The following is a 13,373-nucleotide window of genomic DNA, read 5'->3' as shown; positions in this document are numbered from 1 at the left end:
TATGTTGGAAGGAGGCGGTCCACACTTGGGTAAACCGCGTATAGAAGAGTGGACGCAGCTGCGGGGGATCGCGTTTCTCGCCATCGTTATGCAGCACAACATCGCCGAATATATCTATCGTTCGGATATTGAACAACCGGATTCCATCATGCTGACCATGATCTATCATTTGACCCGGTTCGGAACGCCGACATTTGTGTTTTTGTCCGGTGTAATGCTCTTTTATCATCATCGTCAGGCCAAGCCGGAATACACCCGGTTCATCCGTAAACGGTTCGGAGATATCTATATCCCGTTTGTCCTCTGGACGCTGATCTACTGGCTGTCTGTCCGCATTTTCACGCCTGAATTTTGGAGCTCAGGTACGCTCGATCTACGCAGCCTGATCCGTGAGCTCTTTATCCCGCAGACAGGGTATCACCTCTGGTTTGTCATTATGATTTTTCAGTTTTACGTGTTATTTCCTCTGTTTTGGATCGGAGTCCAGTTGGTATATCGTCAGATCATTAAAATAACCAGGATAACACCTACTCGTTCCGTCCTGTTCCTTGTTCTGATTGCAGCGGGAATATATGGCTTGCTGATGAAATGGTCCTATTATGACATGGGCGGCTGGGCAGCATCCCTTTCTCAGCCCTGGTCGACATTGCTGGAGTATCGTTCCTACTCCTGGGTGATGTACTGGTTCTACTTTTTGCTGGGCGCGGTATGCGCATGGGCCGTGGATACATGGAGAAACTGGAGCGTTCGGGCACTGCCGTGGATGGTAAGTATATTCATTGGCATGTACATCTGGCTGGGTTACGATGTGCTGAGAGGATCGGGAGATGTCGTCAATCTGAATATATCGACATATCTGAAGCCGACAACGTTCATTATTATCATGGCGCAAATGTTCATGTTGTATGGATTCCTTATCCTTTTAAGGGGCAAAACAACGAAATTTCTGAACTTGCTGACCTGGATCGGCCGTTATTCTTTCGGCGGATATCTCGTGCATGCATTAATCATCTATGCAATCGCCTATTTCACCAGACCACTCCAGCTGGGTGGCTGGCATTTGCCGATAACCCTGCTGTCATTCCTGGTGACGGCAGCCATAGCGCTGGCGATTAGCTGCGGACTTTCACGGTTACCGGGTTCCCGCTATACTGTTGGGCTGCAGCGTAAGAGAAAACACAACTCGCCTGTTCATGGTTTGGATGGAATGGATCCCCGAAGAACACCCGGGCCCGTTACACCGGTTCGTGCAAGCCATTCCAGGGAAACAAGCTAGGATCGTTGGAATTTGTGTAGACCTCGCCGGCCAAACAACATTCGGTACCTTGGCTTTTAATACGAATTGACGAAGACAGGGCGCCAGTCTTCCAAGGAAGACTGGCGCCCTGCATATACATAGATCAATCAGACTCGGTCGAAGCCGGGTGCCCTGGCGCTTGCTCCCGTGGGGCCTGGTGTGCCCCGCCCTTACGGTTCACGAGCCGCTGCAGGTCACCGGTCAATTGCTCCTTTAGCTTATCAATTAATTGTGCTTCACTGATCCCATGTGCCTTGGCAACTTCAGCAAGCGACTTGCCGCTTTTCAATTGTTCCTGAAGCTGTTCGGGAGTGATGCCGATAAATTGGGCAATCGTCTTGTGGTTCAAGGAAGGATGCTTTCTTCCATGACCTGCAAATTCCCTCCGCAGCTCTCTGAGCGGGGTATTGATGACCTTTTTCAGCTTTTCATCCATGCCAGCCTTGGCTGCGGAGACCTGCTCCTTGGTTAAGCAGCCATCTGCCGCTGCTTGATCCAGACGTTTCGCAAGAGAGGGCTTCAGCTTCTGCAGTAACTGTTCTTCGCTAAGGCCCTTACGCTCCTTGGCAATCTGAGTCAACGTCTTTCCAAGCTCCATCTGCTCTTTCAGGTCTCTTAACCCGATTCCGAGCAGATCAGCGGTTTCCCCAATCATAAATAATCCATGCCCTGCCTGTATACACGGATGCTTGTCACTCGTGGAGGTAGCTGGGGTTTTCTGGTCAGTACTGTCGGGCTTTTTTACCGAACTGGCAGAGACAGCATTTCCCGATACCGCTAATATGAATATAGCTGTCATACCACTTGCCAACCATGTTTTCCATCTGTGTTTCATTTCTTTTCCGCCTTTCGTATGTCGAAATACTGTGATCTACCTCTAGTTTGAGCCTAAATCCCTCTTTTTTATCCCATAAAAATACAAAATGTCATCATTTATTTCACAATTCATCACAAAAGATCCTATTTTTTTCAATTCATATCCGCTATACTGGGTATAACTCCATGATCTAGTCGAATAGTCCTTAATCATTTTATTGCAGGAAGGGCGTAAGAAAACGATGCGGAGAGAATGGTTTGATCCGTTTAGATCCGATTTGGAGGTGGTGTTCGCTGCTGCCGAGCAGCTGGTGCAGAACTATCCTGAACCGATGGCAGGACATGCACTGGAACAACTTCATTTGATTAATCCCCTGTTGCGTGATTCAGGTCACAGCTATATCGGCTACATTATTCCGCTCTGGATGCAAATTTCAGACGGACTCCCCCCACAGACTGCACACAAGTTAAGCACGGCCTGTCTGATTCATATGATGTATTTTCTCAATCTGGATGAGGTTATGGATGAACGTCCTGAAGACAGTACGCTGAAGTTATCCTTGGGTAATCTATACTATATGGATGCTTTACGTGTTTACTCAGACTTATTTAGCCCGTCCTCCCAGTTTTGGACGTACTTCAGACAATATGTAGCGGATTGGGCTGTAAGTGTTAACGGCGAGAAACAGATGGATTACTTCAAGGACAACCCGCTTCTCATTGCCCATAAAGCAGCCCCACTTCAGCTCGGTGCCGTAGGTGCCCTTCTTCTTCTGGACCAGACACACCGGATAGCTGCAGTATGTCCTGACATTAACATCGCACTCATGACCCTCCAGATGACAGATGATTTTAACGACATGGATCAGGATGCAGCGCAAGGGAATTACAATAGTTTTCTTTCCCATGTCTCTGCTGCTCTTAAACTACCTTATCCTACACGAACGTTAAGTGAGCGGATCCGGAACAACATGTACAGCACCCCTATCATGAACTCATATGTAGATATTGCTTACCGGTATCATGATACGCTAACATCGTCTAACTCAGGAATTTCGCACTTGTTTGCTTTTGATACTCACTTATGCGAGACACTTGTACAAGCTGTCGAGGCGATCAAGCAGCATAAAAGATCGCTTCATCAAGGCGGGTTTCACTACTGGATCAGCGAACATGCCTTAACCCTCCGCGGGAAGTCATGAAGCTGTGAAAGTTCAAATTTCATATAAGAAGGGATTGTTGAACAATGATGGTATCTGAGAGAACATTACATGAGGATATTATTGAAAAGGCCTGGACCGATGAGCATTTCAGACAACAACTGCACTCCAATCCAAAACAGGCACTTCGCGATGCATTCGGCATTGATATTCCGGAACAGGTGAAGATCCGTACGGTGGAAGAGCAGCAGAACGACTATGTTCTTGTTATTCCTCCCAATCCGTCCAAAGTAAACTATGACGTCAATTGCGGACCATGGAGAACCTGAGAAAACCATTGAAGGCTCTAAGCAACCACTAAACGAACAAGGGGTAGCGAACGACTGAAGCCGCCAAATCTTCTGCCAGTCCGTCAATCGACGAACTCGGCAAAAGATACAACGGCTTCCGTTCCTACCCCTTTTGTGCTTGTAAATGAAATCTCTCCATGCATCGCTTCCACGATGCGGAAGGTAACCATCATGCCAAGACCGGTGCCCTTGATTTTGTTGGAGAAATAAGGCTCACCCAGACGGACCAGCGCTTCCTCATCCATCCCTTCCCCATTATCCCTTACATGAACTTTAATGATTCCATCCTGGGCATACGCCCATATGTCAATCTGTCCCTGCCCCTGCAGAGCTTCGATACTATTTTTGATAATATTAATAAAAGCCTGTTTGAACTTGGAAGAGTTGCCTCGGATCCAGAGATCTGGCGGAATATCGGTCGTTATTTTACCACCTTCCAGATTGGCCATAGGCACCAGAATCCCTTCAATATGAGTGAATTCATCTGCAATATTAAGAGAGGCAATATGATCGAACTCCGGTTTGGCAAATGTCAGAAAGTCCGTAATGATCCCTGATGCCCGGTCAAGTTCTTCCAGTGCAATGCGCACATACCCCTTATTTTTGTTGTCTTCCTGCTCAGTCATGAGCTGCAGAAAACCTCTGGTCACCTGGAGTGGATTCCGAACCTCATGGGCCACAGAAGCAGCCAATTCACTAATGATCTCCATCTTCTCGGAGCGCTGCAGCTCATTGTTGAACAACTCCAGTTCCTTGGAGTATTCAATGACCTGTCTGTGTTTTTCCGCAAAACGACTGCCCAGAATCGCGATAAGCGATACGATAAAAGCAACCATAGACCACTTCCACCATATGAGATGATATGTGCCATTGCGCTGGTAGTACCATAACAGTTCCGCTACGCTGATAAGTGCAAACGTGCTGTATCCCGCAGCCAGCAGCATCGCTTCCTTATTTTGCTGAAGCGCTTGGGAGATGGCGCCAATCATTAGCAAAGTCAGCAGAATCACCAAAATGACGCCGATTGCCTTTTGAACCAAAATTACATAAAAGAAATCCCATTGACCGCTCGATATGAAATATAATAGCAGGGCCATAATCGCAATACCCGAATAAACGAGCTGGAATTTTCTCAACTTGGTAAAAACTCCATAAGGACCTTTTCCGATAATCTGTTCGAAGAAATAACATAACGCAGGCATTCCTGCCAGCATCGCCATATCAAACAGTATGGAGTACAGATCCCCGTAGATCTGGTAGAACGTATATAAAAATTGCGAATACGTTATGATCATTGTTCCAATTGAACCCATGACAATACATAACGAGATCCATAACCCCTTATGGAATTTGCCGAAAAAGAACGTACAACTCAGCATCGTAATGGCTGTAAACAGAAAGGTCGCCCCTAATATCACATCCAACAAGCCATTGTGAATATATCTTTCCTGCAAAATGGTGTATCTCCCTACCTCAATCGTCCCGAATATTCCGAGTCGACCATTGGCAGTTTCAGTCCATATATACAGTGGAACATTCGAATTTTTGATGGATAGTGGTAAAAGCACCGCATTATTGTCGTAATTATAATGATAATTTTCATACACTTTACGATCTTCAAGGTAAATCACAATATGTTGACCTTTAATATTTTCAAAGCGAATGGCAGAGTTATCCTCGTGCAATTGCGGAATGGTCAAGCGAGTCCAAAGTGACTCCGCAGAAGGATTAACCGTGGTGTAATCCGGCCTGTCCACTCCTTGCCGCTCCCAGACTTCATCGGGTCTTCCCAATTCGCTGATAAATCCCTGATCGTGTTCATTCCCCCATTTAACTTCCCATGTCGTAATGGGGACAGGTCTATTATCTTCCTGTACACTTGCCGCGCTCACCCCCTGCGGCCAATACATGATGAATAACAGGCTGATCCATAGGACGATGATAGCTTTGGGCACATTTTTCATTCACAGCACCTCAAAGTTCATATTTTGAGCATTTTGCATTAATTCATTGACACATCATGCTGATTTTATCAATCCCATAACTCTATCATTTATGATTCGCCACGATTTAACGTGTCACCTTCTAGGGACAAACGAAAAAAATCACATTTTGGTTTAACCCTATATTTATTTCCATTTTATAATAGGGAAATCCAGTTATCACTCGTTTTACTCGCGCAGATCTTCGAACTGGTTCTCAATCATCTCGCGTTCCGTCCGTTCATAGGAGTCGCGAAACTTCAACCACTGCTCGGTTTCCTCATCCTCATAAATCGTCCATATATCCGAAAAAAGAAAATCTCGCAATTGGACAACTTGTCCAGACCATATGCCACCAACCCAGAACAACCCATCCGGACGCCTAATGACCGTGCGCGAAAATCCGGGTGTAGATGCCTTTTGCCCAATCCGAATTCGAGTGATCATATTGCCAAGTGTGTACCATTCCAACTGGAATCCCTCCCTGCTTCATCATGCTCCATCATAACATAGGCCTCGGGCGAAAGCTGTATTGCGACTTTGCGATTCAATTTGCTCCAGTGGGTGTAATGGTTCCTCAAAGCAACCACCACTTATAAGGAGATGATTCAAATGAACGAGCCACACAAAACGGTAGAGGTAGAACGGAAAGACATTCAGCATAAATCGGATTCAAGCATGGTCGCCTCCACTTTTATTAAATATGCGGCTTATGTGATCATTTTTTTCGGCTTCCTGTACTTTCTGGTCAAATATGTATTCCCCAAATTTTAAAACATATAACAATCTAGGCATTACTACACCTGTTACTTCGCTTCTTCAGGTTTATTCTGCCCCTTCCTTATTGTTGAATTAACAGTTCATGTTATTTAGTCATATTCGGTGCAACCAAGGGAATGCTAAGAAGCGCGAGATTACAACGTTTAGCCTTTGGGTAACTACGGGGTATGAACCTTTTGAAGATATCAGCACAATCGATGCAGGAATCAAATATAACTTTTTGAGAGGAGTTGCTTACCTATGCCTTTGCAGGACAGACCTATTAGCAATGACGAGAGCGACCGCTATTACGACCGATACCAGAGGTCCCGCGATATTCCACCAGAAACAGAAGTGCCGGAAAGTGATATGGATACGTTCGATGAAGTATCCGGAAGACGCATCGAAACCGATGAGTCCGCTCTTCCTCCTGCAGCTGCAGCTGCGGTAGAAGACGAGGAACTGGAATCACGTTTGGCAGAGCCTGCGCTGGAATCCGTACCTGATGCGGATCTTCTGCAGCCGGATAGCCCGGTTGATCCTGCTGCACCTGACCCGGATGCCCTCCATGGTACCGATCTGCTCAATGGTGCCGGTGCTGATGCCAAACCGCAGGATGATATTCTCCCGCGACGTTAGTTCTGGCGATCCACCCAAAAGCGGGATAAGGAGGTGCAGCACAATGGAGGACGATCATAAAAAACATGTCCCTACACCGGATAATCTGGTGACCGAGCGGGATATCGATCCTGATTTTGGACTTTTTACGGAAGATTCATTTCCGGATGCCCTGGAGGATGAAGATCAACGTGATGCTGTGGAGCATGCCATCCCGAAGGAGAAATCCGATCCTGAAGAATAACGCAGGTGCAATACGAAGTGGAACAGTCTAAAATGGTACAATCTGAATATCTCATATAAAAGGAATCCTCTTGCAAAAGGGGGGTTCCTTTTTTAGTCTATATGACATTTCAGCATAGTTTGTAACAGTAAAAAGATGGCTGCCGTATTGCTACAGCGCCATCTCCTCTCTTCATATCCATCTAACGATCCGCTGATACCGCTTTCTCTGATGTTGATCTGCCTGATCCCGGAAGTTTATGTTCCAACCCGGACCACTTGGCCACAATGGCGGTGAGCAGCAGCGCTATTCCGTTAATGATAAAAATCCAGCGAATAGGCAGCCATCCCCCAAGAATACCGCCGATAATCGGCCCCGCCATCGTACCGATCTGTGATGCGGATTGATTCAGGCTAAAAGCCCTGCCTCGGAAACCCGGATCAGTCACCTGTACGATCATGGCATTGATGGCCGGGAACACAGCTGCGAAGAACAGGCCATACACAAACCGCAATACACCAAATCCAATATAACCTGTCGTGAAAAACTGCAGTAAATTCCCCACTGCTCCACCTACGAGTCCAATGATCAGTACTTTACCGTAACCGATGCGCTGACCGATTCTCCCCCATCTCGGTGCCATAATGACCGTGGCTACACCAACTGCTGAGAAAATAATACCCGAACTGAGCGATGCCCGATCCGGCTGAATGCCCATCTCCATGACGTAGACCGTCAATAACGGCTCCAGAATCATCACGGAAAATGTACAAATGCCCATCATGCCAAGCACGGTAACAAACAACCGATTCGCCCTGGCTTCACGAATATCATCCATGACATGGGAGCGCGCCTTGTTGCGGTTGAAATTCTCCTCTTTCACCCAGAAGGTTGCGATGATCGCAGAGACTAACACTACGATGGCCGAAAATAAAAACGCATTCCGGTTGCCAAAGTAGTGGCTGACAACCCCGCCAATTAACGGACCAATGATACCGCCGGTAGCTCCGGCCGTGGACATAATCCCCAGTGCGTACCCAGTCTTCTCTTCCGGCGTATTGGTGCCCACCAGTGCAATGGCAGCCGGAACAAAACCAGCGAGCAGCCCCTGAAATAGCCGAACAACGATGAGTGAATATGGATCCTGTACAAAATAGTTGATCAAATACAACACCGCAAGGCTGTATCCCGACCGGATCAGCATTGGCTTGCGCCCGTATTTGTCAGCCAGTGACCCCCAGAAGGGAGACACCAACGCACTGGCCAGAAACGTAATGCCAAAGGCAAGCCCTGACCAAAACTCCAGGTGATTACGAACGCCCAGATCGCCACTCAGAAACAAGGGCAGAAACGGGATGGAGATTGAATACGCGGTGCTGCAAAAAAACACACCAATCCACAAAATCACCAAATTACGCTTCCACGAGAAGTTCATATACCCGCACGTCCTTTCCGTTACTGACGTCGGGACTGCCGTGTATTGGAGCGGACGGAACAGACCCGTACGTCCCTGCTGCGGAAGCATTTTCCTTATTTTACACCTATGCTTCCATGAAGACCATCCCTGGGACCCGCAATATCAAAGCTTGGATTGCCTTTCAGTCCCAAAAAACGGTATGATAGTTGATGGATTATCCCAAAATAAATCCGTTGAAACATATTATGCAGAGATGCAAGGGGGAACGTTTTCATGTCTTTACGATGGAAAAAAACAACAGCTGCATCGCTGATTATGGTGCTGCTGCTTATCGTTATTAGTGGTTGCGGACGTCCTTCAAGCGGTGCTACGGAAGCCGTTCCGGCTCCTCCTGAAGGGCCAAATCCGGTGGCCACGATTGAAATGCAGGATGGGCAAAAGATCGTGATCGAGCTCTATCCGGAGATTGCGCCGAACACGGTATACAATTTCATCTCACTCGCCAATCAGGGTTTCTATGATGGCTTGATCTTTCACCGCGTCATTCCAGGCTTCATGATTCAGGGCGGAGATCCGAATGGTAACGGATCGGGAGGTCCAGGATATGCCATTAAGGGTGAATTCACATCCAACGGACACAAAAACCATCTGAATCATACACGTGGAGTGATTTCTATGGCTCGTCAATCAGATAACCTAGACTCAGCCGGCTCACAGTTTTTCATCATGTTAGCCGATGCTGATTATCTTGATAATGCTTATGCTACCTTCGGCAAAGTTACAGAAGGTATGGACGTAGTCGATGGAATTGCAGCTCAGGAAATAGGCCAAGAAGACAAACCGGTTACCGATCAGGTGATGAAAAAAGTGACTGTAGATACTCACGGGCTGGAATATCCTCAACCTGTAAAAATGCCAGAGGAATAAATCTCCTCGGTACACGACAAACAAAAGCTCTGTCCTGCGTAAAACGCAAGGCAGAGCTTTATTCAATGATAGCGTTTACATAGAAGGTGTTAAAAAACAGCCCTCTACGTCATATATACACAGCAGCTCTGCAACCCGCTGATCTCACAGCATCCACCCCAACAAACGGAACCAGCCAATTATCGCAATCCATAGCGGGCAGCTGAAGGCAATTCCCCATGCAAGCCCTTTCAATAAACTACGGTCAACTTCCACGAACAACGACTCCTTTCTCCAGGGAATAGTCGCAGTATCGGTAATACTATATGATTTTATACCCGTTTTCATTCGTCACGGAACAGTCAATCTCCTTCTTTTATTGCATCGTTTCGTTGGAATGGATCCGGGGAACCTGATATACTATGACTACTGATCGATACAGGGAACCTGATTTATGTTTGAGAGGAGATTTTTCCATGGCAAAATCAAAAAAACAACCTGCTGCTCCCAAAGCAGCTCAGGATAAACCAACGACACTGAAGGACCTGCTCAGCAGCGAAGTGCTTGAGAAACTGAAAGCTCAGGCGGATGAAGCCAAGGCTGCCGAGGCAGACCGCAAGGAACAGGAACGCCAGCAGGCGGAGGAAGCTCGCAAAGCGGAACAAAAACGGCGGGATAATGACTTTGAGTATTTGCTGAATAACAGCTCTCTGGACTGGAAGAAACATAAATAACTTTTCAGCTTGATCATCTTATATCTACGTCATCTTATGTACACACACAGGACCGTTCAGCGGCCCTGTTTTTTATCTGGACAAGTATATATGGATATGATTCACCTCCCCTGAACCGGGTATGTAGAGATAGAGAGTACACTGAAATTTCTAGGACACGGAGGGATTAGGATGAGTGAACAGCGTCTGAAAGGGAAAGTAGCGATTGTGACCGGAGGTGGTTCGGGAATTGGGAAGGCAACCGCCATACGTTTCGCCGAGCATGGAGCCAAAGTATTTCTGTTGGACCGTACACCCGAAAACGCAGAAGAAACGAAGCAGACGATTGAAAAAGCCGGCGGAGAAGCTAACGTTATCGAATGCGATATCTCCAAACCCGATCATGTGCAGAAGGCAATTAACCAGGCCGCAGCAGAAGCCGGTAAACTGGATATCGTATTCGCGAATGCCGGCATCAACGGGACGATGGCCCCTATCGAAACGATGGAACCGGAAGACTGGGACCAAACGATGGGGATAAATATGCGCGGTACATTCGCAACTGTCAAGTATGCCATCCCGCATCTGAAAGACCACGGAGGCAGCATCGTCATCACCAGTTCCATTAATGGTAACCGGGTGTTCTCTGGCGTCGGTTTCTCTGCATACGCTTCCAGCAAAGCAGGCCAAACCGCTTTTACGAAGATGGCTGCGCTGGAACTTGCGCGTTACAAGATCCGTGTCAACGCGGTGTGCCCTGGTGCCATTGATACCAATATTGATGACAATACTTATCCTTCAGATGACCTGAAGGAAGTGCAGATCCCGGTAGAATTCCCGGAAGGTCATGAACATCCGCTCAAAGGCGAACCCGGCACGTCCGAGCAGGTAGCCAACCTGGTGCTTTTCCTGGCTTCCGATGAATCTTCCCATGTAACCGGTACGCGTATCTACGTGGATGGTGCAGAATCCCTGCTTCGTGGATAACGTGTTCGCCAATATGTTTCTCTCGAAAAAATCAATTATCCCGCCAGTCTCCTGATGCTCAGGATACTGCGGGATTTTTATTTTTAACTTTAGTTGTTCACACCGCCGAACTTCTCCCCTTCTTCACTCGATTCTTTAATCGCTCTGGGATGGCGAAGAACAGCACATACATCAGCGAGAACATCACCAGTGCCAGCACCTCTTCCCCCAAAATATATAGCGGATAAGGTCCCAGCATATCAAGTACGGATGCCGTTTCCGGCTTGTGACGTAGGAACATATAGTTGGCTTCCAGAAGCACATCCACTACGTATACAACCAGCGCAGCCGCATTCACAAAAATCATCGAGCCTGCTACAGACCTCCAACTTGGACGAAGCTGTTCCACCCAGGTCATGTAGAGTAAAGCAAGAATAATACAGGCATGGGCTGTAAAAAATTGAATGAAACGAAAGTGTGGATACGCATATCCCAGGTTGGGGGTTATGATCGCCATCAGGGCACCTGCAATCCCTGCAAACAATAGGGAAGAATGCAGCAGGCGACTTCGTGTTAACAGCAGCACGGCTGACAACAACAGGGAAAGACTGCATAGCTCCAGCGGCAACGAAGTCCTTACACTCCACACCCCACCGTAGACATACCAGAATTGAAGTACAACTTCGCAGCCCAGCATGAAGACTGCCAGAGCAATTCGCATCACCCGACGTGTACGCTCCGGCCATGTCCTCAATCGGTTTCGAAACAGGAACAGCAGGATGATCATCATTGCTGATGAGCCCATCGCCCACAAATGTGGATTCGAAAACATGATAAAGGGCTCTGCATCATAAGGGTCGAGCCACTGGGGAAATCCCATCTCCATCTCCTTTCATATACAAGCAGTAGTATCTCGAAATGTCATATTTTTCATTTTGGCATTAAACGAAGGGAAAGTCTATCCCATTGAATGTTGTATATAGGTGTTGCTTTCTAAATATCTTTATGTTAAGATAAATCCAGATCAAAACAAACTAAAAGTTAGTCGCTTTATAAAAGTTAAATAAGTATACAAATACTAGATATATCCCTATCCCACTTATTCAGGAGGAATTGAAATGCAAATCAAAGGATTGCACCACGTATCTGCACTGACCGCACGCGCCGCTGAGAACTATCGTTTTTATACAACTGTCATGGGCCTTCGCCTGATCAAAAAAACAGTAAACCAGGACGACGTTTCCGTCTATCACCTCTTCTATGGAGATGAAAAAGGCAATCCCGGCACTGAGCTTACCTTCTTCGAAATCCCGATGGCCGGACAGACACGGGAAGGCGTTAACAGCATCTCTGCCACCTCTCTGCGTGTTCCTGGTGATGAAGCACTCCAATATTGGATAAAACGTTTTGATGAGTTTGAAGTCCCTCATGGTGAAATCACGAACCGTGGAGGCCGGGCTACCCTTTCATTTACCGACTTCGAAGGCCAGCGTCTGATCCTGGTTTCCGACGAGAACAATAAAGGTGTACCTGGCGGCAAACCATGGGATCAGAGCCCGGTGCCGGCTGAGTATGGCATTGTCGGTCTTGGCCCTGTACACCTTACCGTTCAGGATGCATCATTGACGGCTCCGGTCCTCACTGAACTGCTTGGCTTCCGCCAAAAAGGGACCTATCCTGCTTTTGTAGCAGGGCAGCCGGATGTCATCGTATTTGAATCCGGCGAAGGAGGAAGCGGATCAGAGGTTCACGTTGAGGAACGCAACGACTTGCCGATGGAGAGACCAGGACGCGGCAGCGTGCACCATGTTGCCTTCCGCGTAGACAATGAAGAAGAATTGAAACAATGGGTGGAACGTGTTCGCAATTTCAGTTTCCCGAATTCCGGTTTCGTCGATCGCTTTTACTTCCGTTCCCTGTACTTCCGTGAAGCCAATGGCATCCTGTTTGAGCTCGCAACAGATGGGCCTGGTTTTGATACAGACGAAGAGTTAGCCCATCTGGGAGAATCGCTCGCCTTGCCACCATTCCTTGAAGGTCGCCGGGCAGAGATCGAAGCCAATCTGAAACCGCTGGACACGATGATTCGTTAACCAACTCATAACTCTAGATCATTTTCTCTCACACCAAAAACGATTATTGGATGCGTCGAAGGTTCAACTGGAC

15 protein-coding genes are annotated in these 13,373 nt (G+C 47.3%); 10 read left to right on the top strand and 5 right to left on the bottom strand.

Annotated elements, in window-relative coordinates; genetic code table 11:
• Positions 1-25: 25 nt before the first annotated feature.
• On the top strand, positions 26-1,276 hold the full coding sequence (locus HP552_RS25030) for an acyltransferase (protein ID WP_175398108.1): 1,251 nt from the start codon (positions 26-28) through the stop codon (positions 1,274-1,276).
• A gap of 124 nt (positions 1,277-1,400) precedes the next feature.
• Here the strand turns inward: HP552_RS25030 and HP552_RS25025 are convergent, their stop codons facing one another.
• Positions 1,401-2,132 carry a hypothetical protein gene (locus tag HP552_RS25025; protein ID WP_175398107.1) on the bottom strand — a complete coding sequence of 244 codons (732 nt, stop codon included), beginning with the start codon at positions 2,130-2,132 and terminating at the stop codon, positions 1,401-1,403.
• A gap of 223 nt (positions 2,133-2,355) precedes the next feature.
• Between HP552_RS25025 and HP552_RS25020 the strand changes: the two genes are divergently transcribed.
• Both HP552_RS25020 and HP552_RS25015 read left to right on the top strand, forming a co-directional pair.
• Entirely contained in the window at positions 2,356-3,315 is a 960-nt protein-coding gene (locus HP552_RS25020; protein ID WP_175398106.1) for a hypothetical protein, read from the top strand.
• A gap of 44 nt (positions 3,316-3,359) precedes the next feature.
• Positions 3,360-3,602, top strand: a complete 243-nt coding sequence (locus HP552_RS25015; protein ID WP_175398105.1) for an NHLP leader peptide family RiPP precursor — start codon at positions 3,360-3,362, stop codon at positions 3,600-3,602.
• Positions 3,603-3,685: 83 nt separating this feature from the next.
• Here the strand turns inward: HP552_RS25015 and HP552_RS25010 are convergent, their stop codons facing one another.
• Positions 3,686-5,587 (bottom strand): sensor histidine kinase, encoded by a 1,902-nt coding sequence (locus HP552_RS25010; RefSeq protein ID WP_175398104.1) that lies wholly within the window; start codon positions 5,585-5,587, stop codon positions 3,686-3,688.
• 207 nt (positions 5,588-5,794) lie between these two features.
• On the bottom strand, positions 5,795-6,076 hold the full coding sequence (locus tag HP552_RS25005) for a hypothetical protein (protein WP_175398103.1): 282 nt from the start codon (positions 6,074-6,076) through the stop codon (positions 5,795-5,797).
• Positions 6,077-6,217: 141 nt separating this feature from the next.
• Here HP552_RS25005 and HP552_RS25000 point away from each other — a divergent pair, with 141 nt between their 5' ends.
• The 3 genes from HP552_RS25000 (at position 6,218) to HP552_RS24990 (ending at position 7,226) form a co-directional block, all read left to right on the top strand.
• Complete coding sequence (locus tag HP552_RS25000) at positions 6,218-6,379, top strand: hypothetical protein (protein WP_175398102.1); 162 nt, start codon at positions 6,218-6,220, stop codon at positions 6,377-6,379.
• Between the two features lie 246 nt (positions 6,380-6,625).
• Positions 6,626-7,003 carry a hypothetical protein gene (locus HP552_RS24995; protein ID WP_175397973.1) on the top strand — a complete coding sequence of 126 codons (378 nt, stop codon included), beginning with the start codon at positions 6,626-6,628 and terminating at the stop codon, positions 7,001-7,003.
• 43 nt (positions 7,004-7,046) lie between these two features.
• Positions 7,047-7,226 (top strand): hypothetical protein, encoded by a 180-nt coding sequence (locus tag HP552_RS24990; RefSeq protein WP_175398101.1) that lies wholly within the window; start codon positions 7,047-7,049, stop codon positions 7,224-7,226.
• 181 nt (positions 7,227-7,407) lie between these two features.
• Here HP552_RS24990 and HP552_RS24985 read toward each other — a convergent pair whose 3' ends face one another.
• Positions 7,408-8,730 carry an MFS transporter gene (locus tag HP552_RS24985; RefSeq protein WP_175398100.1) on the bottom strand — a complete coding sequence of 441 codons (1,323 nt, stop codon included), beginning with the start codon at positions 8,728-8,730 and terminating at the stop codon, positions 7,408-7,410.
• Between the two features lie 165 nt (positions 8,731-8,895).
• Here HP552_RS24985 and HP552_RS24980 point away from each other — a divergent pair, with 165 nt between their 5' ends.
• The 3 genes from HP552_RS24980 to HP552_RS24970 all read left to right on the top strand — a co-directional run bounded on the left by HP552_RS24980 (position 8,896) and on the right by HP552_RS24970 (position 11,228).
• A complete protein-coding gene (locus tag HP552_RS24980; protein ID WP_175398099.1) occupies positions 8,896-9,549 on the top strand; it encodes a peptidylprolyl isomerase in 654 nt (217 codons plus the stop codon).
• Positions 9,550-10,004: 455 nt separating this feature from the next.
• On the top strand, positions 10,005-10,262 hold the full coding sequence (locus HP552_RS24975) for a YqkE family protein (RefSeq protein WP_175398098.1): 258 nt from the start codon (positions 10,005-10,007) through the stop codon (positions 10,260-10,262).
• Between the two features lie 171 nt (positions 10,263-10,433).
• Positions 10,434-11,228, top strand: coding sequence for an SDR family oxidoreductase (locus HP552_RS24970; RefSeq protein WP_175398097.1), 795 nt, complete (start codon positions 10,434-10,436; stop codon positions 11,226-11,228).
• 97 nt (positions 11,229-11,325) lie between these two features.
• Here HP552_RS24970 and HP552_RS24965 read toward each other — a convergent pair whose 3' ends face one another.
• Positions 11,326-12,087: a YwaF family protein gene (locus tag HP552_RS24965; protein ID WP_175398096.1), complete on the bottom strand. Its 762-nt coding sequence runs from the start codon at positions 12,085-12,087 to the stop codon at positions 11,326-11,328.
• A 238-nt stretch (positions 12,088-12,325) separates the two neighbouring features.
• On the opposite strand from HP552_RS24965, the gene HP552_RS24960 reads away from it, so the two are divergent.
• Complete coding sequence (locus tag HP552_RS24960; RefSeq protein ID WP_175398095.1) at positions 12,326-13,300, top strand: ring-cleaving dioxygenase; 975 nt, start codon at positions 12,326-12,328, stop codon at positions 13,298-13,300.
• Positions 13,301-13,373: the final 73 nt, after the last annotated feature.

The organism is Paenibacillus xylanilyticus (assembly GCF_013359935.1).
In the GTDB taxonomy this organism is placed as follows: domain Bacteria; phylum Bacillota; class Bacilli; order Paenibacillales; family Paenibacillaceae; genus Paenibacillus; species Paenibacillus xylanilyticus.
Note: the sequence above shows the minus strand (reverse complement) of the source record. Positions and strands in the feature narration are given on the sequence as shown.